The organism is Vulcanimicrobium alpinum (assembly GCF_027923555.1).
Lineage (GTDB): Bacteria > Vulcanimicrobiota > Vulcanimicrobiia > Vulcanimicrobiales > Vulcanimicrobiaceae > Vulcanimicrobium > Vulcanimicrobium alpinum.
On the sequence record NZ_AP025523.1, the window covers coordinates 62,255 to 85,856 of the forward strand.

Consider the following 23,602-nt stretch of genomic DNA (forward strand, 5'->3'; position numbering starts at 1 on the left):
CTCGCGATCTTCGTCGACTACGACGGCACGATCACCGGCGTCGACACGTTCGATCTGCTGGTGCGTACCTTCGCGGGCGACGACGCATGGCACGGATTCGAGCGCGATCTGCGCGCCGGCCGCATCACGCTGCGCGAAGCCTTGGAACGCGAAGCCGCACTCGTGCGGCTCTCGCGCACCGAGGCGCTCGCGTTTCTGGAGCGGCACGCGCCGGTCGATCCGACGTTCGCGCCGTTCGTGCGGCGCGCGCACGCGCACGGCGCGTCGGTCAGCGTCGTCTCGTCGGGGCTGCGGCAGATCATCGGCCCCGCGCTCGAGCGCGCGAGCGTCGACGTTCCGGTGTTCGCGAACGACGTCGTCTTCGACGCGGACGGCTGGAAGCTGACGTTCCTCGACGATTCGGCGAACGGTCACGACAAGGCCGCGCGCGTCCGCGATGCACGCGACGCGGGGCTGCAGACCGTCTACATCGGCGACGGGATCAGCGATTTCGACGCGGCCCTCGCCGCCGACGTGCGCTTCGCGAAAGCCGGCCGCGCACTTGAGCGCTACTGCCGCGACCAGGGCGTTGCAATGACGCCGTTCGCGACGTTCGCCGAGATCGACGTCGTGCCCGCGGAACGCTGAGCCGAGCGCCGCGCGGGTCGCGCGCAAAAACGTTGGGGCGCCGTACCGCTGCGAATCGAGGCGCATGGGCGCGTGGGGAATCGGGCTGTACGCGAGCGATTTCGCGCAGGATCTGCGAAGCACGGTGCGGGCCGTCGCGCGCCTGCCGTTCGCGGCGGACGAACTGCTCTGACACGTGCGCGATGCCGAACCGCAAGCGGCCGACGATCCGGCGGATCCCGATCATACGGCGTTCTGGCTCGTCGGCGCCGATCAGTTCGCCAAGCGCGGGATCGACTGCGCGTCCGCGCGAGACCGGCGCTCGCGATCATCGACGACGGCAGCGACCTCGCAGCGATGGCCGCACGCGGGATGGACGAGAAGAGCCGCGCCAAACGGCGTGCCGCACTCGAGGAACTGCGCACGCGCACCGCTGCGCCCGTCGACGCCGCGGCGCGGCGAGGCGTGCTGCGAGCGCCGCAGGCGTTCGTCCTCGACGCCGGCGATTCGATCGTAGATCCGACCAGTGACGGCTCGCCGATCAACCCGTACGCCGCCGGCAAGCCGTGGGCGTGGGTGCTGGAATGGAAGCAGGACGGCTGGGGAGCCTTCGTCGTGGCCGAACGCGGCCACGCGTTCGGATTCCTCGCTTGGTATCGTCCGCTCGTCGTCTGCGCGCAGCCGGCGGATCGACCCACACTTCGCGATCTGCTGCAGCCGTCGTTTCTCTGGCGCGCGCCGCGAGCGGGGGCGCTGACCGCGCGCCATGCGGCAAACATGCAGTTCGCGTCAGCCGGACGCGTCGCGCTCGATCCCGCGAAAGTCATCGCGGCGTTCGGCTCCTGCACGTCATCCCGCAGTAGTGCGGTCGATGATATCTCGATCGCCAACCATCTCGAGGCCCGCGAGCTCGCCGAGTTGCGGAAGACGCGGATCCGCGAGCCGGCGGTCGCCGCGCTCGCGGATCGCGTCGTCGACGCTTAGTGCGCGGTCGCGGCGGCGGGCCGCGCCGCGCCGTCCGTTTGTGCGATCCGGCCGTTGACGTACGTCAGCGCCGCCATGAGCTGCGGGTCGGTCTTGGGATCGCCCATCCGGATCCCTTTGAGTTCCTTCGGAAGCTCGCTGCGGATCTCGGGCTCGATCCCGACGCTGTTGATGTCACGGCCCTTCGGCGTGAAGTAGCGCGCGGTCGTGATCTTCACCGCCGAGCCGTCGCGCATCGGGAAGATCGTCTGCACGACGCCTTTCCCGAACGTCTTCACCCCGACGAGCGTCCCGACGCCGGCGTCCTGAATCGCACCGGCGGTGATCTCCGATGCCGAGGCGGTGTACTGGTTGACGAGCACCGCGAGCGGCCGCGGCGCGATCGCGGTGTTCTCCGCGTCGTACTCCGTGTCGGTCCCGGCGCGCGACTGCACGCTGACGATCGGGCCGTTCGAGATGAACTTCGACGCGACGTCGACCGCGGCGTTGAGATAGCCGCCGCCGTTGTAGCGAAGATCGAGGACGTACGCCTTCGCGCCTTGCGCGTCGAGGCGCTTGAGCGCGGTCGAAAGCTCGGCGCCGGTCGTCTGCCCGAAGACCGAGAGATCGACGTAGCCGACGGCGCCCGGCAGCATCTTCGAGGCGACGCTGGGCTGGTGGATCGTGTCGCGCGTGATCGTCACCGGCTCGAGATCTTTGCCGGCGCGCTGAATCGTCAGACGCACGCGCGTCCCCGGATCGCCGCGCAGCGCCTGCGTCACGCGCTTCTGCTGCAGTTCGACCGTCGTCGCGCCTTCGAGAAGTGCGGGGACCGGCTTGCCGTCGATCGCGGTGATCGCATCTTCCGGCAGCACGCCGGCCTTGTCGGACGGACCGTCGAGGATGACGTTCTCGATGTGCAGGAACTTCGTCTTGTCGTCGATCGAATACGAGATCCCGACGCCGCCGAACGACGTGCCGTCGAGCCCCTCGTTGAGCGCCGCGTACTCTTTCGGCGTCAGGAAGACCGTGTAGCGATCCTTCACTGACGAGAGCACGCCGGTGATCGCGGCGTAGGTGATCTGCGTCGAACCGGAGAGTGAATCGGCCGGTTCGAGTTTGGGCGCATAGGCGGCGACGGCGGTCGAAACCTCGCGCTGCAGCGCTTCCGCCGTCCTCGCATCGTCGCCGCCGGCGCGTGCCTGCGGCAGCGTCGGGTTCGCGACGTGTTTCTTCTTGAGGTACTCGATCATCGACGTGCGCGCGCCGTCGAGCGCGGCCTGCGCGTCGACCTTCTTGTAGAAGTCCGATGAGAGGCGCGCGTAGCTCTCGATGAGTTCTTGCGTCTGCCCTTGCGTCATCGCCACGGCGGCGGGTGTCGCCGCGGGGACCGGTGCGGTCGCGAGTCCCAGCAGCGCGGCGAGGGCCAAGGGTACGAGGCGGTTCATGAGGAGGCGTCCTTTGCGATGATCTGTTTTGCGGCGGTCAGCTGTTTGTCGGCCGGGGTGTCGATGATCGGCAGGTCGACGCGCTGGGTCACCGTGACGTCGGGCTGGATGCCCTTGTGATGGATGTCGCGTCCCTTCGGGGTGACGTAGCGCGCGGTCGTGATCTTCAGCGCGCCCTTGTCGGGGAGGTTGTAGAGACTCTGAACGACGCCCTTACCGAACGTCTTCTCGCCGACGAGCGTCCCGACGCCGTAGTCCTGCACCGCACCGGCCGTGATCTCCGACGCGCTCGCCGTGTAGCGGTTCACCAGCACCACCAGCGGCTTCGCGCCGATGGCGTTGCCCGTCGCGCTGCGCACGTCGCGGTTTCCCGCGCGGTCGATCGTCGCGACGATCGTCCCCTGCGGGATGAACAGGCTCGAGATGTCGACGGCCGCATCGAGCAGACCGCCGCCGTTGTAGCGCAGGTCGAGGATATAGCCGCGCACGTTGCGGCGCTTGCCGTCGAGAAACGCCTGGCGCACTTCCTGCGCCGAGTTCGAGCCGAAGTCGGAGAGGCGGACGTACTCGATCCCGTCTTCGACCTTCGCACGGATCGACGGCACGCGGATCTGCGCACGCATCACGTGCACGGTGGTCGTCGCGCTGGTAGCGTGCCGCTTGATCGTGAGCGCGACCGTCGATCCGTTGGGGCCGCGGATCTCGCGCTCGACGGTGTCGAGCTTCTGTCCCGACGTCGACTTGCCGTCGACGGCGAGGATCGCGTCGCCCGCGCGGATACCGGCTTTGATCGCGGGGTTGCCGTCGATCGGGTCGACCAGCACCGCTCCGGTCTTCGCGTCCTGCACGATGTAGACGCCGATCCCGCCGAAATCGCCGCCGTGGAGCTGCTCGTCGAGGCCGCTGATCTCTTGCGGCGACAGGTATGTCGTGTACGGATCGCCGAGGCCGTTGAGCATCCCGGTCAGCGCGACTTGCGTGTAGGTGTCGCGCGGCGCGACGGACGCGTAGCGCTGCTGCACGCTGGCCAGCGTGTTCTCGAGGATCGCGAGATCGCGCGAGCGCTCGCCGGTCGCGGTGCTCTGCGGCACCTGCGGGCTCGCGACTTTTTTCGACTGCAGAAACTTGACCAGCGCCGTGTGCTCGCCGGTGACCAGCAAGTTGTCGGCGACGGGCTTGTAGTACGCGTGCTCGACCTGCTCGTATGCCAGCACGATCATCTGGTGCTGGGGGTCGCCGCGACCGAGCAGCGTGGAGAGATCGAGGCCGATGACCTTGCGGTCACCGATCACGACGGTCGGTGCGGCGGCGGTGCCGAGGGGATCGGCGGACGCGCCGGCGCGCCCCGCGTACGCGGCGCCGCCGAGCGCGGCGGCGAGAACGACCAGGGCGGCAGACAACAGTCGAATGCGGGCGGTCAAACGGCGGTCCTTGTGGCGCGAGTGGGCGTGGACTTGCAGTATATCCGTAGAACCCGCCTCGCACGCGCTTTGTTCCAGCCGATCATGGAGGCTTAACGGTGCCGCCGTTCCCTCCGAGGGACCTGTGATCCAGCCCCCGTCAGGGTGACGGGGTCAGCGCAGGTAGCTCATCGGGTCGACGGGCTGGCCGTGCAGGTCGACCTGGAAGTGGAGGTGCGGGCCGGTCGCGTCGCCGGTCGCCCCGGCGGCGCCGATCGCTTGCCCGCGCTGGACGTCCTGTCCGACGCCCACGAAGATCTGCGACATGTGGCAGTAGAGCGTCGAGAGCCCGCCGCCGTGGTCGATCGCGACCATGTTCCCGCAGTTGCCCTGATAGCTCGCGACGATCACGTGACCGCCGGCGGCCGCCGCGATCGTCGTCCCGGTGGGGACGCCGATGTCGATCCCGGCATGGAGGATCATGCGGTGGAACACCGGGTGCATGCGGTAGCCGAACGGCGAGGTGATCGGCCCCGACAGCGGCCACATCAGTTGGCCGGGTGCGCCCGGTTCGGGCGGGACTTCCTGGCCGGCGAGCCGCGCCGCGCGGCGCCGCGCTTCCCGCTCGGCTTCCAGCTCGCGCTGCTTCTCGAGGACGAGCGCGTTGAGCTGCGCTTCCTCTTCCTCCGACATCGAGTCGAGCTGCTGGACCTCGTTCTGCACCTGCGCGCGCTGCTGATCGGCGGCCGCGAGCAGCAGCGTCCGCTGCTGCGCCAGACTGTCGAGCGCGAGCCGCTGCTGGTGCACCTGGCTTTCCTGAGACTGCAGTTCGGCCCGCGCGCCGAGCAGCGAACCCTGCAGCGTCGCGACCTGTTTTTCGTCGGCGCGGCGCGCGCGGATCGTCGCCTCGTTCGCCTTCACCAGGAACCGGATGTCGTTCCAGCGTTCGACGAAATCGGCGAAGGAGCGCGCGCTGAGCAGGACGTCGAGATAGCCGAGGTCGCCGTGTTCGTACGCGTCGACCAGGCGCCGCGAGAGCGCGTCCTGGTGGCGATGCAGGGTCTTGCGCGCGGCGTCGAGCTGGATCGTGTTCCACGCCAGCTTGCGCTGCGTCGACCGCATCTGCGTCTCGAGATCGCCGAGATGGGCGTTGACCGAGGCGATGTTGCGGTTGGTCGCGGCGAGCTGGCCGGCGATCGCGGTGACGCGCGACCGTGCGTCGTCGAGCTGCGCCCGCTTCTGATGAAGCTGGACGTGCACCGCATGGATTTTCGCCTTCTGCGCTTGGATCTTCTCGTCGACGTGGCTGTGCGCGCGGACCGCGCACGGCACCAGCGCGACGGCGAGCGCGAGGGCGACCGCGCGGCGCATCCTCAGCGGAGCTCCGCTTCGCTCACGACGACCGAGCCGCGCCGGCGTTTGGCTTCTTTCTTTACCGCGGCGGCGCGTTCGCCGATCTGCTCGTACGTCGAGGGGAAACGCGAACCGTTCACGATCGCGATCGAGACCGTGCAGCACGGGACGCGCGTGTCGCGCTGGACGGTGCGGATCTCGCGGTCGAACGCCGCGACGATCGATTCGCCGACCTCCCGCGCGCGCGCCGGCGCGACGATCACGACGAAGTCGTCGCCGCCGACGTGACCGACGAAGTCGTCCGCGGCGCCGTGCTTGCGCACCGCCTCCGCGATCGTCGTCGCCGTCAGCACGATCACCTGATCGCCGCTGGCGAAGCCGAACGCGTCGTTGAACGCTTTGAAGCCGTCGAGGTCGATGTACAGCACCGACCAGGGCGTGCGGGCGGCGAGCCGGCTGCGGATCTCGGCCTCGATCGGTCCGTTGGCGGGAAGCTTCGTAAGCGGCTGGAGCGCGGCGTCTTCGGCGGCCCGGCGGATCTTGCCGCGCACGCGCGCCATCATCTCTTCGGGGGCGAACGGCTTGACGACGACGTCGTCGGCGCCGGCGTCGAGCCCGCGGATCGCGTCGTCCGGATGCATCCTCGCGGAGAGGACGATCACCGGGACGTTGGCACCCTGCGGATGCCGGCGGATCGTGCGGACGAGCTCGGAACCGTTGCCGGCGGCGGGCAGGACGTCGACGACGATCGCATCGGGCCGCTGCGAGTCGAGCACCGCCAATGCGCTCGCCGCGTCGTGCACGTCGACGACGTCGTAGCCGACGACCTCGAAGTTGGCGCGCAGGATCTCGCGCAGCCGCGTGTCGTCGTCGACGATGAGGATCGTCCCCTCGCAGGGCGCGCGGCGTTCGCCTGACGCAAAGCGCAGGTTCACGTGCGCAGGTGCCGTCCGACCGAGAACCACGAGGCCAGCAGCCCCACCGCCGCGCCGACCGCCAGCAGTTCCAGGCACAGCGCGGTCTCGTTGACGTGGAAGGTGACGAACGCGAGGGTCTGCGCGAGTTTGGGGACGACTTGACGTTCCGCGACCGCGAGGACGCCGATCGCGAGCCCCGCGCCCAGGACGCCGGCGAGGATGCCCTCCGCGATGAACGGCATGCGGATGTACATGTTCGTCGCGCCGACCAATTGCATGATCGCGATCTCGCGGCGCCGCGCGAACACCGTGAGGCGGATCGTGTTGGCGATAACGATCGCCGCGGAGAGCGAGAGCAGCGCGATCAGCGCGATCCCGGCGCGGCCGAGCACCGCCGCCGTCTTCAGCAGTTTCTGCACCGTGTCGGCGGCGTAGTCGGTCTTCGCGACGCGCGGGTCTTTCGCGATCCACGCGGCGACCGCCGGGACGAGATCGGCGTCCTTCGCCTGCACGTGATAGGTGTTCGGGAGCGGGTTCGAGGTCAGCAGCGAGGTGTCGAAATCGCGTCCGAGCACCTGCTGCATGCGTTTGATGCCCTGCGCTTTGGGGACGTACGTCGCGCGCGCGATCCGGCGGTCGCGCGCGAACTTCGTCGCCAGCGCCCTGGCCTTCGCGTCGTCGACGTCGTCTTTCAAATAGACGGCGATCTCAATCTGCGAGAGGACGCCGGTGCCGAACGTCTGGATCGTTTCGCGCACGTACAGGAACGAGCCCAGCAGGACGATCGTGACCGCGACGGTCCCGATCGCCGTGAACTGCATCCCCGCGTTGCGGGTGAAGTTCGCGAGAACCTCACCCAGGAAGAACCGCAGTCTGCCCCAGTCCACGGAAATAGTATCCTCGCTCGTCGTCGTGCAGGATGCGCCCGTGTTCCAGCCGCACGACGCGGCGGCGCATCCGGTCGACGACCGGTTGGTTGTGGGTGGCGACGACGACCGTCGTGCCCTTGAGGTTGATCCGCTGGAGCAGCTCCATGATCTCGGTCGTGTTCGACGGATCGAGGTTCCCGGTCGGCTCGTCGCACAGCAGCAGCTTCGGATTTCCGACCAGCGCTCGCGCGATCGCGGCGCGCTGCTGTTCGCCGCCGGAGAGTTCCGAGGGGAACATCCGGCTCTTGTGCGAGAGGCCGACGAGGTCGAGCGACCGCGGCACCATCCGCATCACGTCGCGCGTGCGCGTGCCGGTGACTTGCAGGGCGAACGCGACGTTCTCCCACACCGTCTTGTGCGAGAGAAGTTTGAAGTCCTGAAACACCACACCGATGTTGCGGCGCAGTCTGGGCACCCTGCCGCGGCGCAGCGTGTCGACGCGGATGCCGTCGACGACGACCTCACCCGAGGTCGGAACCTCTTCGCGGTACATCAGTTTGAGCAACGACGATTTCCCGGTGCCCGAATGGCCCACCAGAAAGACGAAGCTGCCTTTCTCGATTTCGAGATCGACGTCGTCGAGCGCTCGGGTGCCGTTGGGGTACACGAGCGAAACGCCGCGGAGTTTGATCATGTGGTCAACAGCCACTCCGGGGTCAAGTTACGTTCGTATTGGGCGGGTGCAGGCCGATACCTGCGGGTCCGTCTCCCGGTGTTCGGCGCGGCGGATGAAAAACGTGACGCTCCGGAGAGGGGCCCGGAGCACAGAACGGAAGCGGCTTTCTCGGCGTCTCTCTGGTCGGAGGTTTGAGTTTCATGCTTCGCATGTCGGTCGCAATCGCGGTCGTCCTGGTCGTCTTGGCGGTCGCCGCGGTCGGCATCCGCCGCGCCTCGGCCCATCTTCAGCACGGTGCCGCGGCACCCGATTTCACGCTGCAAGCCGCCAAGGGCGGGACGGTGGAGACCGTCGACTTGAAAGCCGCGCTGGCGAAGGGCCCGGTCGTGCTGTACTTCTTCCCCAAGTCGTTCACGTCGGGCTGCACCGTCGAGGCGCATCTGTTCTCCGAGCACATCGCCGACTACCGGAAGCTCGGCGCCACCGTCATTGGCGTCAGCGGCGACGATCTCGAGACACAGAAAAAATTCTCCGCGCAGGAGTGCCGGTCGGCGTTTCTCGTCGCTTCCGACCCTGGGCTCAAGGTCGCCAAGGCCTACGATGCGGCGCTCGGCTTCGGCTTTGCCAACCGCACGTCGTACGTGATCGGGCAGGACGGCACCGTCGCGCTCGCCTACACGAATCTCGATCCCTCGCAGCACGTCGCGAAGACGCTCGACGCGGTGAAGAGCCTGCACGCGACCGCGGAGCGATGACGGGCGGCGACGAACGCCTGCTGCGGCTCGCCGACCTGCCGTACGAGCAGTTCGACGGGCTTCCGTTGGGCGCGATCGTCGTCGAGGGCGACGGCACGATCGTCGCCTACAACGACTACGAGTCGCGGATGGCGCACCGCGCGCGCGAGCAGGTGATCGGCCGCAACTTCTTTCACGACGTCGCGCCGTGCACCGCGGTCCAGGAATTCGAAGGCCGCTTCCACACGTTTTTCGCGGGCCGTGACAAGGAGCGCATCAGCGAGTCGTTCGCCTACCTGTTCCCCTTCCCGCACGGAACGGTCCACGTCGAGATCACCTTCGTCCGCCTCGCGACGGAGAAGCGCGTCTTGATCGCTGTCGAACGCGTTGTGCGCTGAGCGCCGTCGCCGCGGGGCTTCGACAGGCTCAGCCTGACGGGGCTGCGAGGGCGCGGGCGGCGAGGTCGACGCGGTGGGCGCCGGCGCGTTCGGCTTCGCGCGCGAGTTCGTCGCTGGCGGTGAAGAGCACGATCTGCGCGTCGTGCGCGGCGTGCACGAGCAGCGGGAGGCAGCGTGCGATCCGTTCCGCGTCCCAGAACGCGAACGGATCGTCGAGGAGCAGCGGCGGCGTTTCGAGTCCTTCGGCGAACATCCGCGCCGTGGCGAGCCGCACCACCAGCGCGATCTGATCGGTCGTGCCGGCCGAGAGGTGCGCCAGGTCTTCGATCGCGCCGGTCTCCGGCACGCGCACGCGGATCGCGAGCGTCGCCGGATCGAGCCGGATCTCGCCGTAGCGCGCGCCGGTGATCGCGCCGACCGCTTCGGCGCTGTACTGCTCGAGCCGGCGTGCGAAGAGCCGGTGCGCTTCGTCCTTGCGCGTCTCGATCGTCGCGCGCGCGAGTTCGACCGCACGCCGGAACGCTTCGAGTTCGGCGATCCGCGCCTGCACGGCGGCGAGTTCTTCGTCGAGTTCGGCAACGTCGCGGACGGCGCGTTCGGCGTGCTGGAGTTGTCCCATCAGCGCGTGAACCCGCAGGTCGGCTTCGTGCGCGAGCGCTTCCGCTTCGGTACGCTGACGTTCGAGCCGGCGCATCGCGAGCTGATCGTCGCGCGGTGCCGGGTCGACGCCGGAGGCGACGAGCGCCTCGTACTCCGCCTGCAGCGCGAACTCGTCGTCGCCCTGCAGGATGTCGTCGCGGCGGACGGCGAGCATCGCCAGGCTGGCGTCGAGCCCGTCGCGCTTGCGCCGGCGCGCCGCGCGGCGTGTCGCGTGCTCGCGGCGTTCGTCGCGCGTCCCGCCGCCGTCGGGGGCCAGCGCGCCTGCGATCGCGTCGAAGCGCGCAGCCTCGCCGTCGGCGGCGCTGCGCGCGGTCGCGGCGCGCACTTCGGCCTTGCGCCGCGCCGTCTCGCGCCCGGCCAGCAGCAGATAACGCACGCGGCGGCGTGCGAGCTCGTCGACGCGGGTGATCCGCAGCGGCTCGAGGACGCGCGCGAGCGCCGCCGCGGTGCGCGCTTCTTCCGCCAGCGCGTCGTCGGCGAGCCGCTGCAGTGCGTCGGCGGAGCGGCGCCGCCGCGCGCGGCTGCGCGCGTTCGCAACCGCGGCGAAGCCGAGCACGGCGACGAACGCGGCGATCACCGCGGTCCACACCCACCAGTGCGCGATCGCGACACCGACATCGACGGCGAACGCCGCAAGCGCCGCCGCGACGACCGCGCCGGCGGCCGGTCCGCCGCCGTCGCCCGCGCGGCGCGCCGCCGCCGCGTCGCTCGCCGCCGCTGCGGCCTTCGCGCGCGCGGCGTCGGCTTGGATTCCCGTCAGCCGCAGCGCCTCGAACGCATCGTCGTCGAACGTTCCCGCGTCGGCGCGCCGCGCCTCGAGCTCCTCGAGTTCTCCGGGTTGGGGCCGTTCGGCGATCAGATCGCGTTCGGCCGCCTCCGCGACGCTCTCCGCGGAACGCCACGAATAATACGCGTCATCGAGCGCGTGCAGGCGCTCGACGTCGAAGTCCGCGACGTCGTCGTACGCGGCGCGCGCTTGCTGGAGCCCGGCGAGTTCGTCGTGATGCTCGCGCAGTGCGGCGCTGCGCGCGCGCAGGTGCGCGGCGCGCAGCGCACGCACGTCGCGTTCGCATTGCGCCGCCGCGGCGAGCGCGTCGTCGCGCTCCGCGCGTGCCGCCGCGATGCGGTCGCGCAGTTCCGCCAGGCTCTCGAGCGCAGCGCGGGCGTCGGCGGCTTCGCCGCGGCGCCGCTCTTCTTCGTCGCGAAGCGCGCGCAGCGGCGCGTTCTTGTGCGCGCGCTGCGTCCCGACGTGCTTGCGCACGGCGAGATCGAGCCGCGCGATCGCGCCGATCGCGGCGTCTTCTTTCGGCCCGCCGTCGAGCGCCTGCGCGAGTGCGGTCGAGACCGCGCCCGCCGCGTCGCCGTCGAGCGCGATCGCGCGCTGGCGCACGCACGCCGTCTGCATGAAGACCTCGAGCGGAATACGCAGGTGCGCGTCGCCGGGGACGAGCGATCTGCCGGAGCCGACGCGCGCCGCCGCGTCGTTGCCGTCGGCGTCGTAGATGCGCACGCCCTTCGTGTCGCGATCGAACGCGCGATGAACTTCCCAGCGCGCACCGTCGGCGGTCTCGTAGCGCAGCACGGCAGCGAACGGCTCGCCGCGCCACGGCCGCCAACGTTCTTTCTCGCCGCGCTGCAGACCGTAGAGCGACGCGATGATCGCCGCCGCGAGCGTCGACTTGCCGGCTTCGTTGGGACCGCTCACCACATTGAGCCCGGGGGCGAACGTGACCTCGTGTCCGGCGAGCCGCCCGAACCCATCGATCCGTAGCGCGAGAAGTTTCACGGGCCGATCTCCGCGCCGTCGAACGCCGCGACGACGCAGCGCAGCGCCGCGCGCGCGTCGGCGTCGCCGGCATCGGCGCGCGCGAGCAAGTCCGCGATCGCGCGGCCGCGCACGTTGGGCTGGTGCGCGAGCGCCGCGTAGTCGGCGGCGATCGTCTCGTCGATGAGTTCGAATCCGCCGAGCGCGCCGGCGACGCGTGCGGTCAGCAGGTCGCGGTCCAGACGCGTCCCGGCCGCGAGCGTTCCGCGCAGCCGCACCCGCACGCAGTCGTCCCGGCCCAAGCCCGCGAGCCGCGCTTCGAGCGCGGCGAGGATGGCGTGCTCGCTCTCTGCGTCCGCGAGCGTCACCTCGACGTCGCGCAGGGCGGTGCGCGCCAGTTCGACCGCTTCGATCGCGACCCGGGCGCCGTCGACGGTGACGACGAGCGCGCCGTGCGCGCCGCGCTCGCCGAACTTGATCGGCTCGGGCGATCCGGGATACGCGAGCCGGGGGACGCCGCCGTCGTCGACGACGGCACCGCCGTGGTAATGTCCGGCGAGCGCGCAGGTCGCGCCGGCGTCGCGAATCTCGGCGACCGTGAACGGTGCGGTCGCGCGCTTCCCGGGCGGACAGCGCTCTTCGTCGCTGCCGTGCACCAGCGCGATGCGCGCGCCGCTGCGTTCGAAGCGCGCGCCCGCGAACGGACGTCCCGGCTCGGCCGGCGCGTGGCCGAACCCGTACACCGTGAGATCCGGCGCGAGCGGATACGCCGACCACGCCGGCTCGGCGAAGACGTGGACGTTGGCCGGCAGGTCGTCGCGCGCGTACAGCGCGCGCGGCGAATACGGATCGTGGTTTCCCGGCGCGACGAGCACCGGACCGCCGAAACGCGCGAACTGCGCGCAGATGAAGCGCGCGGTTTGCGGGCCGGCGCGCTCGGCTTCGTAGAGATCGCCGCCGATCGTCAGCGCGTCGGCGCGCCGTTCGAGCGCGAGGTCGACGACGCGCGTGAACGCATCGGCGAGCGCGGCGCGTCGGCGCGTCCCGCCGCGCACGCCGGTGAAGACCGTCTCCAGGTGCACGTCGGCCGCGTGCACGATCGTGACGCTCACGTCAGCGTTCGAGAAGGGTCCGCAGTTTCGGTTTTTCCACTTTCCCCATCGCGTTGCGCGGGAGCGCCTCGACCGGATAGAGCGCCTTGGGAACCTTGAAGCTGGCGAGGCGTTCGCGCAGTGTCGCCAGCGACGCGTCGGCGTCGAACGCGCCGTCGACTTCGAGAAACGCGACGGGGATCTCGCCGCGCGCCGGATCGGGCGCGCCGACGACCGCCGCCGCGAGCACGCCGGGGAGCCGGAGCAGTTCGGTTTCGACCTCGATCGGATAGACGTTGAAGCCGCCGCTGATCACCAGTTCCTTGAGCCGGCCGTTGATCGTGTAGCCGCGCTGGGGATCATACGTCGCGAGATCGCCGCTCTTGTACCAGCGGCGGTCCTGCGCGTCGCGAACGAACGCCGCCGCGCTCGCCTCGGGGTTGTTCCAGTACCCCGCGCAGACGTTGGGACCGTGCACGAGGATCTCGCCGGCCTCGCCCGCCGCGACGTCGTTCCCCTGCGGATCGGCGAGCCGCACGTCGACGTGCGGGAGCGGAAACCCGACCGTCCCTGCATAGCGCGGACCGTCATAGCGGTTGCTCAACGCGAAGCCGAACTCGGTCGAGCCGTACCGCTCGAGGATCGCGATCCCGAAGCGGCGCTCGAACTCCTCGAACACCGGCGCCGGAAGCGCGGCCGAACCCGAGACGAACAGCCGCATCGCGTCGAACCGCGCAGCGGGCGCCGCGGATGCGAGCAGGCGCACGTACATCGTGGGGACGCCGAAGAACATCGAGACCTCGCCGCCGGCGAGGATCGCGAGGACCGTCGGCGCGTCGAACCGCTCGCGCAGGATCGCGCGGCCGCCGGCGACGAGCGTCCCGTTGAGCCCCGCGCCCAACCCGTGCACGTGAAAGAGCGGAAGGGTGAGCAGCAGCGTGTCGGCGGCGGTCCAGCGCCAGGCCTCGACGACCTGCTCGCCGATCGCGGCGAGGTTGCCGTGCGTGAGCATCGCGCCTTTCGAGCGTCCGGTCGTCCCGCTCGTGTAGATGAGGATCGCAACCGCGTCGGCAGCGGGCTCCGGCGGGTCGGCGAGTTCGGGAGCGTTCGCGTCGCGCGCGATGCGCTCGATCTCGTGCAGGTCGATCAGCGTGCGGCCCGCGCGCGCGGCGAACGGCGCGCTCGCCTCGGAGACGCACACGGCGGCGGCGGCGGCGTCGTCGAGGACGTGCTCGAGATCGGAGGTCCGGTAGAGGACGTTGACCGGCACCACGATCGCGCCCGCGCGCAGTCCGCCCAGATATGCCAGCGCGAACCCCGGCCGGTTCTCGGCGTAGATCGCGACGCGGTCGCCTGCCGCGACGCCGGCGGCGCGCAAGCGGGCCGCGACCTGCAGCGACGCCGCGCGCAGGTCGGCATAGGTGAAGTCGTCGAGGGCGCGCGCACCGGGGCGCTCCGCCGCGTGGCGATCCAGCGCATCGAGGATCGAGCGAACCATCGCACGAGGTTTCGCCCGCGGGCGGGACTCCCCCGGTTCCGGAGGGTATCGTCCGCAGAACACTGCCGCCCCGGGGACCGCGCTATGAAACGTTCCTTCTTCACTTTGGCTTGTGCCGCCGTCACGGCGGGGCTCGTTGCCGCCTCGACGCCGCTGCCTGCGCGCGCCGAGGCCGGCCCGAGCGACGTGGTCGTCGGCGCGGTCCTCCCGCTGACCGGCGAAGAGAGCCGCGTCGGAACGTACTTCAAAGCCGCCTACGAACTGGCGGTGAAGGAAGTCAACGACCGCGGCGGCCTGCAATTGCGTCAATACGGCCGCAAGGTCCCGGTCAAACTCGTCATCTACGACGACAAGACCGATCCGGCGACGTCGCGCAACCTCTACGAGCGCCTCGCGGTGCAGGATCGCGTCGACGCGATGCTCGGCGGTTACTCGACCGATCTCGTACAAGCGCAGACGGTGGTGCCGCAGCAGCATCAAATCCCGTACGTCGGCGGCGGCGGCGCGGCGTCGGCGATCTACAAGCGCGGGTTCAAGACGATCTTCTCGCTGCTCGCGTCGATCGAGAACCTCGCCTATTCCGAGTGCGACTTCATCGAAGAGATGCAGGCGCAGAAGAAACTGCCCAAACCGCTCAAGATGGCGGTCGTCTACGAGAACACCTCGCACGGCCGCGACTTCGCGGCCGGCCTGCAAGCGCGCGCGAAGGCCAAGCCGCAGAATTTCCAGATCGTGATGAACGAGGCGTTCGACCTGCACGGCAAAGATTTCACGCCGCTGCTGCAAAAGGTCAAGACCGCCAACGCGCAGGCGTTCATGTCGGACGCGCATCTCGACGACTACATCACGATGCAGCGCCAGTACGCGCAGGCCGGACTGCACCACGCGTACGTGACCTACGGCGCGCGCGGGCCCGAGAAGTCGGCGCGCGAGGCGCTCGGCAAGAACGCCGACTACATCGTTGCTGCGTCGTGGTGGAACCAGCTGATCCCCAACGCCGCCGTCAAAGCGTTCGACGACAAATGGGCGAAGGCGTATCCGAAGCTCAACGCCGAGTGGTACGCGGCGCTGCCGTACGAAACCGCGCGCACGCTGTTCATCGCGATGACGGAGACGGGCTCGGTCGACAAGGCGAAGGTCGTCGAGACCCTGCGTCACATCGACATTCGCGACACGGTGCTCCCCGGCGGGCACATCAAATTCGAAGCCGACGGGCAGATCAACGCACCGTTCGTCGTCACCCAGAACCTCCCCGACGGGCGGACCGTCATCGTGTATCCGCACGCCGAGAAGACCGGCGATGCGGTGCTGCCGGTCCCGAACCCCTGAGGCTACGCGTCCATGCGGTCCGCGAGCTCGCGCAGGTCGCGGACCGCGATGTCGACGCGATCGCCCGCGGTGAGGTCGGTCGACTGATTCGGCCCGTACTCGGTGGGGCGCGCGACGAACGCGGTCCGCATCCCGTGCGATTTCGCCGCCGCGAGGTCGTCGTTGTGCGCGGCGCAGAGCATCACGCGGTCGGGCGTCGTCGCGAGCAGTTCGATCGCGCCCAAGTAGACTTCGGAGTCGCGTTTGTAATGGCGGAAGAGTTCGGCCGAGAAGAGGACGTCCATCGGCAGCGCCGCGCTGCGCGCGAGATCGGCGAGCAGACGGACGTTGCCGTTCGAGAGCGTGCCGACGATCCAGCGGACGCGCAGCCGCGCCAGCCCCGCGACCGTATCGGGCCACGGCCGCAGGCGATGCCAGCGGTCGACGCACCAGCCGCGGTCGTTCTCGTCGAGGGAGGCGTTGAAGCCGAACTTCCGGGCGAGGTCGTCGAACGAGTCGCGATGCAGCGCGTCCAGCGTTTTCCACGGCTCGTCCCTGCGCCGGACGCGATCCATCGAGGGCGCGTACGCGCCGCGCCACGCGTCGACGAAGGCGGCCCAGTCGACCGCGATCCCGCGTTCGCCCCCGAAGCGCGAGAGATCGGCGATCAGGCTGGTGCGCCAATCGACGAGCGTGCCGAACGTATCGAAAAGGATCGCGTCCAGCTCGATCATCGTTGCCTCCGCCGTCACGATAGCGCACCGCGGCGCCGCCGTTTCGTAGCGGCGGCCACCATTCCGCCCCGCTCTCCGGGAGGTCCGCGCTGGACACCGTCGCGACGCTGATCTCGGCCCTGCTGGTCGCGGGGCTCTACGCCGCCATGTCGTACGGGCTGGCGCTGATCTACGGCGTGCTCAAGATCATCAACCTCGCCAACGCGGGGTTCCTGATGCTCGGCGCCTACGTTACCTGGTGGCTCTTCACATCGTTCGGGATCCACCCGCTCCTCGCGCCGCTCGCGATCGTCCCGGCGTTCTTCCTGTTCGGCTGGGGGCTGGAGCGGACGCTGGTGCGGCGGGTCCTCGGCGCCGAGCCGATCATCTCGCTGCTGCTGCTCTTCGGCGTGTGGCTCGTGCTGCAGAACCTGGCGTACGTCATCTGGACGGGCGACACGCGCTCGATCGAGATGCCGTTCGTCGAGGCGACTGTCAACGTCGCCGGGATGCCGCTGGCGGTTCCGCGGCTGTTCGTCTTCGCGATGGGCGTGCTCGCGCTGGTCGCGCTGCAGCTGTTCCTGACGCGGACCTATCTCGGCCGCGCGATCCGCGCAACCGCGCAGGACCGCGACGCCGCGCGGCTGGTCGGGATTGACGTCGACCGCGTGATGGGGATCGCGTTCGGGATCGGGATCGCGCTGGCGGGATTCGGCGGTTCGCTGCTTTCGCTGCTCTTCTCGTTCACGCCCGATTTCGGGCGCACGCTCTCGCTCAAATCGTTCTGCATCGTCGTGCTCGGCGGCCTCGACTCGATCGTCGGCGTCGCGTTCGGCGCGATCGCGCTCTCGCTCGCCGAAGCGTTCGGCGTGCGCTACATGCCGGCGTCGCTGCAGAACCTGATCTCGTTCGTCGTCCTCGTCGTCGTGCTGATCGCCCTGCCGAAGGGGATCGCCGGGACGCTGCGGGCACTGCGCCGTGGATAGACGCGCCGTCGCGCTCGTCGCCGTCGCGCTCGCGGCGGCGGTCGCCGTCCCGTTCGTCGCGGGGCAATCGGAGTACGTCCTCGACGTGCTCTTTCTGATCTTCCTGTACGGCGCGATGGCGACGGCGTGGAACCTGCTCGGCGGATTCGCCGGCCAAGTCTCGTTCGGGCATGCGGCGTTCTTGGGAATCGGCGCGTATACGACGGCGATCCTCACGCAAATCGGTGTCTCGCTGTGGCTCGCGGTCCCCGCGGCCTCGCTGCTCGCGGGGCTCTACTCGCTGGTGATCGGGATCCCGGCGTTCCGTCTGCGCGGCCCGTATTTCTCGATCGCGACGATCGGGATCGGCGAAGCGACGCGGCTCGTCGCGCTGAACTGGACGTCGCTGACCGGCGGCGCGTCCGGGCTCACCTTGAGCGCCGCGCCGCCGCTGACGCTGCAGTATTTCGCTGCGCTCGCGCTGTGCGCGCTGACGGTCGCGCTCGCGGCGTGGATCAAACGCTCGCGGTTCGGCTTCGCGCTCGCCGCGGTGCGGCAGGATCCCGATGCTGCCGAGACGCTCGGCGTCGCGACGACGCTGGTGAAGACGCAGGCGCTGTTTCTCTCGGCGTGCATCATCGGCGTTGCGGGGAGCGTGTACGCGCTGCACTACCTCTTCATCAGTCCGGATTCGGTGTTCGGGTTCTCGACATCGATCGGGCTGGTGATCATGCCGATCGTCGGCGGTCTGGGCACCGTCACAGGACCGCTCATCGGTGCGGTGGTGTACACGTTCATCCGCGAGCAGCTCGCGGCGACGCTCGCCAACGCCGACCTGCTCGCGTTCGGCTTGCTGCTGATCGCGATCGTCGTGTTCGAACCGCGCGGGATCTTGGGGATCGTCGACCGCGTGCGCCGCGCCGCGCGCGCGAAAGCGGCGCCGGCGGTGCAGCGATGAGCGACGTCGTGCTCGAGGGGACCGCGCTGACCAAACGCTTCGGCGGACTCGTCGCGGTCAGCGAAGTCCACGTCGCCGTGCAGCGCGGTGAGATCCTCGGGCTCATCGGTCCCAACGGCGCGGGGAAATCGACGCTCTTCCGGCTGATCGCCGGGATCATGAAGCCGACCGCCGGCCGGGTCGCGTTTCGCGGGCGCGACATCACCAACCGCCCCGCGCACGACGTCGTCGTCGCCGGCGTTGCCGCGACGCACCAGATCGTGCGCCCGTTCCGCGAGATGAGCGTGCTCGAAAACGTGATGGTCGGCGCATTCTTCGGGCACCGTCCGCGGCCGCGCGGTGTGCATCGCGCGCGCGAAGCCGCGATGGAAGCGCTCACGGTGTGCGATCTGGCCGACCGCGCCGCGTCGCCGGCGCGCGCGCTCACGCTGGGCGGCCAGAAATGGCTCGAGGTGGCGCGCGCGCTCGCGACGCGTCCCGAGGTGCTGCTGCTCGACGAGGTGCTGGCGGGATTGAATCCGACCGAGACGGACCGCACGCTCGAACTGATCCGCGCGATCAACGAACGCGGGACGACGATCGTCATCGTCGAGCACAACCTGCGCGCGGTGCGCGGGCTGTGTTCGCGCATCGTCGCGCTGGTGCAGGGACGTAAGGTCGTCGAAGGCGCGCCCGAAGCGGTGCTCGCCGACGAGCGCGTCGTCACGGCATACCTGGGCCCGCATCATGGGTGAACGGCCGCTGACGGTGCGCGTGCGCCGGACGATCGCGGCGTGCACGCTCGCGTCGCTCCTGTGCGGCACCGCGCCGCCCGCGAGCGCGCAGCAAGCCGCGTTCCCATCGATCGCGGAGAAGACCGCCGCGATGACGCGCAAGGACGGCTTCCTGCCGCTCTACTACGACGCGCGCGGCGGTAAAGTCTATCTCGAGATCGCGCATCCCGGCAGCGAACTGATCTACCAGACGTATCTGCCGTGGGGGATGGGGAGCAACGATGTCGGGCTTGATCGCGGCAGCCTCGGCGAGACGCGGATCGTGCGCTTCGAGCGGCGCGGGCCGCGCGTGCTGCTCGTCCAGCCCAACCTCGCGTTCCGCTCGAGCAGCGGCGATCCCGACGAACGCCGGGCGGTCGAAGAGTCGTTCGCGCAGTCGGTCCTCGCCGGCTTCACGATCGTCGCCGAGGGCGACGGACGCGTGCTGATCGACGCGACCGACTTCGCGCTCTCCGACGCGCACGGCGTCCTCGATGCGCTCGCTGCGGCGAAGCAGGGCGCGTTTCGGCTCGATCCCGCGCGCAGCGCGCTCGATGCCGACGAGCTCAAAGCGTTTCCGCGCAACACGCGGCTCGAAGCGACGCTCACCTTCGCCGGCAGCGAGCCGGGTCAGTACGTGCGCGACGTGACGCCGGCGCCGCAGGCGCTCACCGTGCACGAGCGGCAAGTCTTCGTGCAGCTTCCGGATCCCGGTTACGTGCCGCGGCTCTTCGATCCGCGGGCCGGCTACTTCCACGTCGCCTACACGGACGACTCGGCGCCGCTCGGCGCGCCGGTGATGCAGCGCCTGATCGTCCGCCACCGGCTCGAGAAAGCGGATCCGGCGGCCGCGCTGAGCGATCCGGTGCGGCCGCTCGTCTATTACGTCGACCGCGGCGCGCCCGAACCGATCCGCTCGGCCCTGCTCGAGGGCGCGCGCTGGTGGAGCGCCGCGTTCACCGCCGCCGGATTTCGCAACGCGTTCCGCGTCGAACTGCTGCCGCCCGGCGCCGATCCCGACGACGTGCGCTACAACGTGATCGAATGGGTCCACCGCGCGACGCGCGGCTGGAGTTTCGGGAACGTCGTCGCCGACCCGCGCACCGGCGAAATCATCCAAGGCCACGTGACGCTGGGCTCGCTGCGCGGCCGCCAGGATTATCTGATCGCCGAAGGGCTGCTGCAGCCGTACGCGCGCGGCGACGAACGCGCCGCCGAGGCGGAGCGAATGGTCCTCGCGCGGCTACGCCAGCTCGCCGCGCACGAAGTCGGCCACACGCTCGGGCTCGTGCACAACTTTCTCGGGAGTGCCGAAGGACGCGCGTCGGTGATGGATTATCCGCACCCGATCGTCGGCCTCGGGCGCGACGGGCGCATCGATCTCTCGAACGCGTACGCGCGCGGGATCGGGCCGTGGGACGACGTCGCGATCGCGTACGGCTACACGCCGCTCCCGGCGGGCCGCGACGAAGCGCCGGCGCTCGATCGCATCCTCGCGAACGCGCGCGCACGCGGGCTCGTTCTGCTGACTGATCAGGATGCGCGGCCGCCGGGGAGCGTGCACCCGCAGGCGCACCTGTGGGACAACGGCGCCGACGCGACGGCCGAACTTGCGCGGATGATGGCGATCCGGCGCGCCGTCCTCGCGCGCTTCGGCGAGCACGTCGTGCGCAGCCGCGAGCCGTTGGCGACGATGGAAGAGGCGCTGGTGCCGATGTATCTGCTGCATCGCTATCAGCTCGAGGCCGCGGCGAAGGCGGTCGGCGGCGCGTGGTATGCGTACGCGCTGCGCGGCGACGGACAGCAGCCGCAGCGGCCGGTCGCGGCCGCCGATCAGCGGCGCGCACTGCGCGGCGTCCTCGCGACGCTGAGTCCCGACGCGCTCGCCGTGCCGCGCACCGTGCTCGCGCGCCTTCCGCCGCGGCCGTTCGGGTACGATGCGACGCGCGAACTCTTCCCGCGCGAGACCGGGCTGACGTTCGACGCGCTCGCGCCGGCCGGCGTCGCGGCGGAGATGACGTTCCGCCTGCTCTTCGATCCCGAACGCGCGACGCGTCTGCTCGAACAGCACGCGCTCGATCCGGCGCTGCCCGGGCTCGACGAGGTGCTCGCGCAGATCGATGCGGCGGTCTTCGCTCCGGCGAGCGGCGACCCGTATCGTCGCGCGATCGCGCGCACCGTGCAGAGCGCGATGATCGATCGGCTGAGCGATCTTGGCACGACGGCGGCCGACGCCCAAGTGCGCGCGATCGTCGTGCAGCGGCTACGCGCGGTACGCGAACGGCTGCACGCTGTGCGCGGCGACGCCGAGACGCGCGCGCATGCACGCCTCATCGCCGCCGATCTCGATCGCTTCTTCGCGCGCAGGTGGCAGCGCGGCGAGCGGCACGAGCCGGCTACGGTGCCGCCCGGAATGCCGATCGGCGACGACGGACCGGACCTGGACCGGTAAGATGCTGCAGATCGACGAGCTCGCGGTCGCGTACGGCGACGTGCAGGTGCTGTGGGGGATCTCGATGCGCGTCGAGCGCGGCGAGATCGTCACCCTCCTGGGTGCGAACGGCGCGGGAAAGACGACGCTGCTGCGCGCGATCTCGCGCACCGTCCTCGCGCTCTCCGGTGCGATCGTGCTCGACGGCGAGCACCTCGAGCGCGCCCGTTCGCCGCGCGTCGTCGAACTCGGCGTCGCGCACGTCCCCGAAGGCCGCAAGCTCTGGCCCGAGATGAGCGTCGAGGACAACGTTCTGCTCGGGGCCTATCCGGGGCGCGCGCGCCGCGACGCGCGCGCGTCGCTTGAGATGGTCTACACGCTCTTCCCGCGCGTCGCCGAACGCCGCACCCAAATGGCGGGGACGCTCTCCGGCGGCGAACAGCAGATGGTCGCGATCGCCCGCGGGCTGATGAGCAAGCCGACGATCCTCATGCTCGACGAACCGTCGCTGGGCCTCGCGCCGCTGATCGTCAGCGAGGTCTTCGCCACGATCGAGCGGATCAAAGCGACGGGGACGACGGTGCTGCTCGTCGAGCAGAACGTCCGCCAGGCGCTGGAGATCGCCGACCGCGGTTACGTGATCGAGGCCGGCCGCGTGATGACGAGCGGGACGCGCGACGAACTGCTCGCCAGCGACGCGATCAAGAAGGCGTATCTGGGCTTGTAGACCTCAGGTGAGATACTTGCGGAACCAGTCGAGCGTGCGCGCCCAGGCGTCGGCGGCCGCGCTGGGGATGTAGCGGTCGCGCGTGTCATCGAAGAACGCGTGGCCCGCTTCGTCGTAGATCTTCACCGCGTGCGGTGCGGTGAGCCGCGCGAACATTGCGGTGACGTCGGCCGGCTTGATCGAGGTGTCGCGCGCGCCGAAGCTTCCGAGCAGCGGCGTCGTGATGCGGCTCGTGAAGTCGAACGCCGACGCCGTGGTCGGCGCTTTCGGATCGGTGCCGGGGCGGACGTTGCCGTAGAACATCGATGCGGCGGAGAAGGCGTGCGAGTCAATGATCGACTGCAAGACGATCCCGCCCCCCATGCAGAAGCCGATGATCCCGAGCGACGCGTCCTTGGCTTGCGTCTGCAGCCAATCGTGTGCCGCGATGACGTCGGTGGGGACGAAGCCCTGTGCGCTCATCTGCGCCATGATCGGCGCGGCGACGCTGAAGTCGATGCCGCTCGGGTCCGGGGGCTTCACGCGGTCGAACAGCGACGGCGCGATCGCGATGAAGCCGGCTTTCGCGAGCCGGCGGACGACGTCGCGAAGCTGCGGATCGACGCCGGACGCCGCCTGGATGACGACGACGCCCGGGGTCAGCCGCGTGATGCTGCGCGGCATCGCCGCGTACGATCCGATCGGCGTTCCGGCCTTCGGCTGCAGGGTCGGCCGCGACACGGCGATCGCCGGATCGTCCTCGGCGACGATCGGCGGATGCGGTTTGCCGAAGCCGTCCGTTTGCGCTCCGGCGGCGGCGGCATTCGCGATCCCCGCCGCCGCGCCGGCGCCGAGCGCGACGAAACCGCGCCGTGAGACCTCGGGCTTGGTCGGAGGAAGCGGGTCGGTCGGATCGATCTTCACGCGATGCTCCTGCTCAGTAGAGATGACCGCACGCCGTCGTTGCGGAGCCGGCTTTGTTGTTGGAGAACACGACGACGTTATAGTTCCCGGAGAGCAGCTTGCCTTCGTCGGCGTGCAGCGTCGTCTGAGAGGTACCGGCGTGCATGTCGGCCAGGACGTACGCCGGTGACGCGGAGAGCGAGTCGCAGGCCGCGCCGCGATAGAGCCGCGTCGACTGGATGCGTCCCGGCGGCGTTCCGTGCATTGCGACCACGACGCGCGTGTTCGCGCCGCGGCGGAACAGCGTTACGGTGCCGACTTGGCCGGATCCGTTGACCTGTTCGATGCCGCGCTGCGTGCCGAGGCCCGCATCGCCTGGATACGATTGAGCCGACGCGACTGCCGTAGTAATCAGGGCCGCGGCGATTGCGGCGAGAGTGCGCTTCATAGATTCCCCTTTGCCCACGTGAGAACGGTCGTTGCTCCTC

Annotated in this window: 22 protein-coding genes; 10 read left to right on the top strand and 12 right to left on the bottom strand. The window is 69.8% G+C overall.

Annotation, left to right across the window (positions count from 1 at the left end):
• Positions 1–6: 6 nt before the first annotated feature.
• Together WPS_RS00265 and WPS_RS00270 are read left to right on the top strand one after the other, a co-directional pair.
• Positions 7–627, top strand: coding sequence for an HAD-IB family phosphatase (locus tag WPS_RS00265; RefSeq protein ID WP_317997579.1), 621 nt, complete (start codon positions 7–9; stop codon positions 625–627).
• A 336-nt stretch (positions 628–963) separates the two neighbouring features.
• Positions 964–1,590, top strand: coding sequence for a hypothetical protein (locus WPS_RS00270; RefSeq protein WP_317995868.1), 627 nt, complete (start codon positions 964–966; stop codon positions 1,588–1,590).
• Here WPS_RS00270 and WPS_RS00275 read toward each other — a convergent pair.
• The 6 genes from WPS_RS00275 to ftsE form a co-directional block, all read right to left on the bottom strand.
• Positions 1,587–3,017: a S41 family peptidase gene (locus tag WPS_RS00275; RefSeq protein ID WP_317995869.1), complete on the bottom strand. Its 1,431-nt coding sequence runs from the start codon at positions 3,015–3,017 to the stop codon at positions 1,587–1,589. The two genes, WPS_RS00270 and WPS_RS00275, sit on opposite strands and share 4 nt — an antisense overlap.
• The gene (locus tag WPS_RS00280; RefSeq protein WP_317995870.1) at positions 3,014–4,438 is read right to left on the bottom strand and encodes a S41 family peptidase; all 1,425 of its coding nucleotides are present in this window, start codon (positions 4,436–4,438) and stop codon (positions 3,014–3,016) included. The genes WPS_RS00275 and WPS_RS00280 overlap by 4 nt, the downstream gene beginning before the upstream one ends.
• A 153-nt stretch (positions 4,439–4,591) precedes the next feature.
• Positions 4,592–5,788 (bottom strand): murein hydrolase activator EnvC family protein, encoded by a 1,197-nt coding sequence (locus tag WPS_RS00285; RefSeq protein WP_317995871.1) that lies wholly within the window; start codon positions 5,786–5,788, stop codon positions 4,592–4,594.
• Between the two features lie 2 nt (positions 5,789–5,790).
• Positions 5,791–6,705 (bottom strand): GGDEF domain-containing response regulator, encoded by a 915-nt coding sequence (locus tag WPS_RS00290; RefSeq protein ID WP_317995872.1) that lies wholly within the window; start codon positions 6,703–6,705, stop codon positions 5,791–5,793.
• Positions 6,702–7,574: a permease-like cell division protein FtsX gene (gene ftsX / locus WPS_RS00295; RefSeq protein ID WP_317995873.1), complete on the bottom strand. Its 873-nt coding sequence runs from the start codon at positions 7,572–7,574 to the stop codon at positions 6,702–6,704. The genes WPS_RS00290 and ftsX overlap by 4 nt, the downstream gene beginning before the upstream one ends.
• Positions 7,540–8,250 (bottom strand): cell division ATP-binding protein FtsE, encoded by a 711-nt coding sequence (gene ftsE, locus WPS_RS00300; protein ID WP_317995874.1) that lies wholly within the window; start codon positions 8,248–8,250, stop codon positions 7,540–7,542. Before ftsE ends, ftsX begins: the two co-directional genes overlap by 35 nt.
• A 182-nt stretch (positions 8,251–8,432) precedes the next feature.
• On the opposite strand from ftsE, the gene WPS_RS00305 reads away from it, so the two are divergent.
• Positions 8,433–8,987, top strand: coding sequence for a peroxiredoxin (locus WPS_RS00305; RefSeq protein WP_317995875.1), 555 nt, complete (start codon positions 8,433–8,435; stop codon positions 8,985–8,987).
• Entirely contained in the window at positions 8,984–9,364 is a 381-nt protein-coding gene (locus WPS_RS00310) for a PAS domain-containing protein (protein WP_317995876.1), read from the top strand. Before WPS_RS00305 ends, WPS_RS00310 begins: the two co-directional genes overlap by 4 nt.
• Before the next feature lie 28 nt (positions 9,365–9,392).
• Here WPS_RS00310 and WPS_RS00315 read toward each other — a convergent pair whose 3' ends face one another.
• Genes WPS_RS00315 through WPS_RS00325 form a run of 3 tightly spaced genes read right to left on the bottom strand, consistent with a single transcriptional unit; the run spans position 9,393 to position 14,378 of the window.
• The gene (locus WPS_RS00315) at positions 9,393–11,810 is read right to left on the bottom strand and encodes an ATP-binding protein (protein WP_317995877.1); all 2,418 of its coding nucleotides are present in this window, start codon (positions 11,808–11,810) and stop codon (positions 9,393–9,395) included.
• Positions 11,807–12,901 (bottom strand): metallophosphoesterase family protein, encoded by a 1,095-nt coding sequence (locus tag WPS_RS00320; protein ID WP_317995878.1) that lies wholly within the window; start codon positions 12,899–12,901, stop codon positions 11,807–11,809. Before WPS_RS00320 ends, WPS_RS00315 begins: the two co-directional genes overlap by 4 nt.
• Position 12,902: 1 nt before the next feature.
• Positions 12,903–14,378 (bottom strand): class I adenylate-forming enzyme family protein, encoded by a 1,476-nt coding sequence (locus WPS_RS00325; protein WP_317995879.1) that lies wholly within the window; start codon positions 14,376–14,378, stop codon positions 12,903–12,905.
• Between the two features lie 84 nt (positions 14,379–14,462).
• On the opposite strand from WPS_RS00325, the gene WPS_RS00330 reads away from it, so the two are divergent.
• Positions 14,463–15,707 (top strand): amino acid ABC transporter substrate-binding protein, encoded by a 1,245-nt coding sequence (locus WPS_RS00330; protein WP_317995880.1) that lies wholly within the window; start codon positions 14,463–14,465, stop codon positions 15,705–15,707.
• A 2-nt stretch (positions 15,708–15,709) separates the two neighbouring features.
• Here WPS_RS00330 and WPS_RS00335 read toward each other — a convergent pair whose 3' ends face one another.
• On the bottom strand, positions 15,710–16,420 hold the full coding sequence (locus WPS_RS00335; RefSeq protein WP_317995881.1) for a haloacid dehalogenase type II: 711 nt from the start codon (positions 16,418–16,420) through the stop codon (positions 15,710–15,712).
• 122 nt (positions 16,421–16,542) lie between these two features.
• Here WPS_RS00335 and WPS_RS00340 point away from each other — a divergent pair, with 122 nt between their 5' ends.
• From WPS_RS00340 to WPS_RS00360, 5 genes are read left to right on the top strand one after another with little or no spacing between them, the layout of a single operon-like run.
• A complete protein-coding gene (locus WPS_RS00340) occupies positions 16,543–17,385 on the top strand; it encodes a branched-chain amino acid ABC transporter permease (RefSeq protein WP_405054978.1) in 843 nt (280 codons plus the stop codon).
• Positions 17,378–18,322, top strand: a complete 945-nt coding sequence (locus WPS_RS00345) for a branched-chain amino acid ABC transporter permease (RefSeq protein ID WP_317995882.1) — start codon at positions 17,378–17,380, stop codon at positions 18,320–18,322. The genes WPS_RS00340 and WPS_RS00345 overlap by 8 nt, the downstream gene beginning before the upstream one ends.
• Positions 18,319–19,056: an ABC transporter ATP-binding protein gene (locus WPS_RS00350; protein WP_317995883.1), complete on the top strand. Its 738-nt coding sequence runs from the start codon at positions 18,319–18,321 to the stop codon at positions 19,054–19,056. The genes WPS_RS00345 and WPS_RS00350 overlap by 4 nt, the downstream gene beginning before the upstream one ends.
• On the top strand, positions 19,049–21,526 hold the full coding sequence (locus WPS_RS00355; RefSeq protein WP_317995884.1) for a zinc-dependent metalloprotease: 2,478 nt from the start codon (positions 19,049–19,051) through the stop codon (positions 21,524–21,526). The genes WPS_RS00350 and WPS_RS00355 overlap by 8 nt, the downstream gene beginning before the upstream one ends.
• 1 nt (position 21,527) lies before the next feature.
• Positions 21,528–22,232, top strand: coding sequence for an ABC transporter ATP-binding protein (locus WPS_RS00360; RefSeq protein WP_317995885.1), 705 nt, complete (start codon positions 21,528–21,530; stop codon positions 22,230–22,232).
• Between the two features lie 3 nt (positions 22,233–22,235).
• Here the strand turns inward: WPS_RS00360 and WPS_RS00365 are convergent, their stop codons facing one another.
• Together WPS_RS00365 and WPS_RS00370 are read right to left on the bottom strand one after the other, a co-directional pair.
• Positions 22,236–23,135, bottom strand: coding sequence for a dienelactone hydrolase family protein (locus WPS_RS00365; RefSeq protein ID WP_317995886.1), 900 nt, complete (start codon positions 23,133–23,135; stop codon positions 22,236–22,238).
• Between the two features lie 13 nt (positions 23,136–23,148).
• A complete protein-coding gene (locus WPS_RS00370) occupies positions 23,149–23,562 on the bottom strand; it encodes a hypothetical protein (RefSeq protein ID WP_317995887.1) in 414 nt (137 codons plus the stop codon).
• Between the last annotated feature and the right edge of the window lie 40 nt (positions 23,563–23,602).

Excerpts from the sequence above, each read along its gene's own strand:
- WPS_RS00270 (WP_317995868.1), top strand. The coding sequence starts at position 964 with ATGGCCGCACGCGGGATGGACGAGAAGAGCCGCGCCAAACGGCGTGCC.
- WPS_RS00275 (WP_317995869.1), bottom strand. The coding sequence starts at position 3,017 with ATGAACCGCCTCGTACCCTTGGCCCTCGCCGCGCTGCTGGGACTCGCG.
- WPS_RS00285 (WP_317995871.1), bottom strand. The coding sequence starts at position 5,788 with ATGCGCCGCGCGGTCGCCCTCGCGCTCGCCGTCGCGCTGGTGCCGTGC.
- ftsE (WP_317995874.1), bottom strand. The coding sequence starts at position 8,250 with ATGATCAAACTCCGCGGCGTTTCGCTCGTGTACCCCAACGGCACCCGA.
- WPS_RS00305 (WP_317995875.1), top strand. The coding sequence starts at position 8,433 with ATGCTTCGCATGTCGGTCGCAATCGCGGTCGTCCTGGTCGTCTTGGCG.
- WPS_RS00310 (WP_317995876.1), top strand. The coding sequence starts at position 8,984 with ATGACGGGCGGCGACGAACGCCTGCTGCGGCTCGCCGACCTGCCGTAC.
- WPS_RS00325 (WP_317995879.1), bottom strand. The coding sequence starts at position 14,378 with ATGGTTCGCTCGATCCTCGATGCGCTGGATCGCCACGCGGCGGAGCGC.
- WPS_RS00330 (WP_317995880.1), top strand. The coding sequence starts at position 14,463 with ATGAAACGTTCCTTCTTCACTTTGGCTTGTGCCGCCGTCACGGCGGGG.
- WPS_RS00335 (WP_317995881.1), bottom strand. The coding sequence starts at position 16,420 with ATGATCGAGCTGGACGCGATCCTTTTCGATACGTTCGGCACGCTCGTC.
- WPS_RS00350 (WP_317995883.1), top strand. The coding sequence starts at position 18,319 with ATGAGCGACGTCGTGCTCGAGGGGACCGCGCTGACCAAACGCTTCGGC.
- WPS_RS00355 (WP_317995884.1), top strand. The coding sequence starts at position 19,049 with ATGGGTGAACGGCCGCTGACGGTGCGCGTGCGCCGGACGATCGCGGCG.
- WPS_RS00360 (WP_317995885.1), top strand. The coding sequence starts at position 21,528 with ATGCTGCAGATCGACGAGCTCGCGGTCGCGTACGGCGACGTGCAGGTG.
- WPS_RS00370 (WP_317995887.1), bottom strand. The coding sequence starts at position 23,562 with ATGAAGCGCACTCTCGCCGCAATCGCCGCGGCCCTGATTACTACGGCA.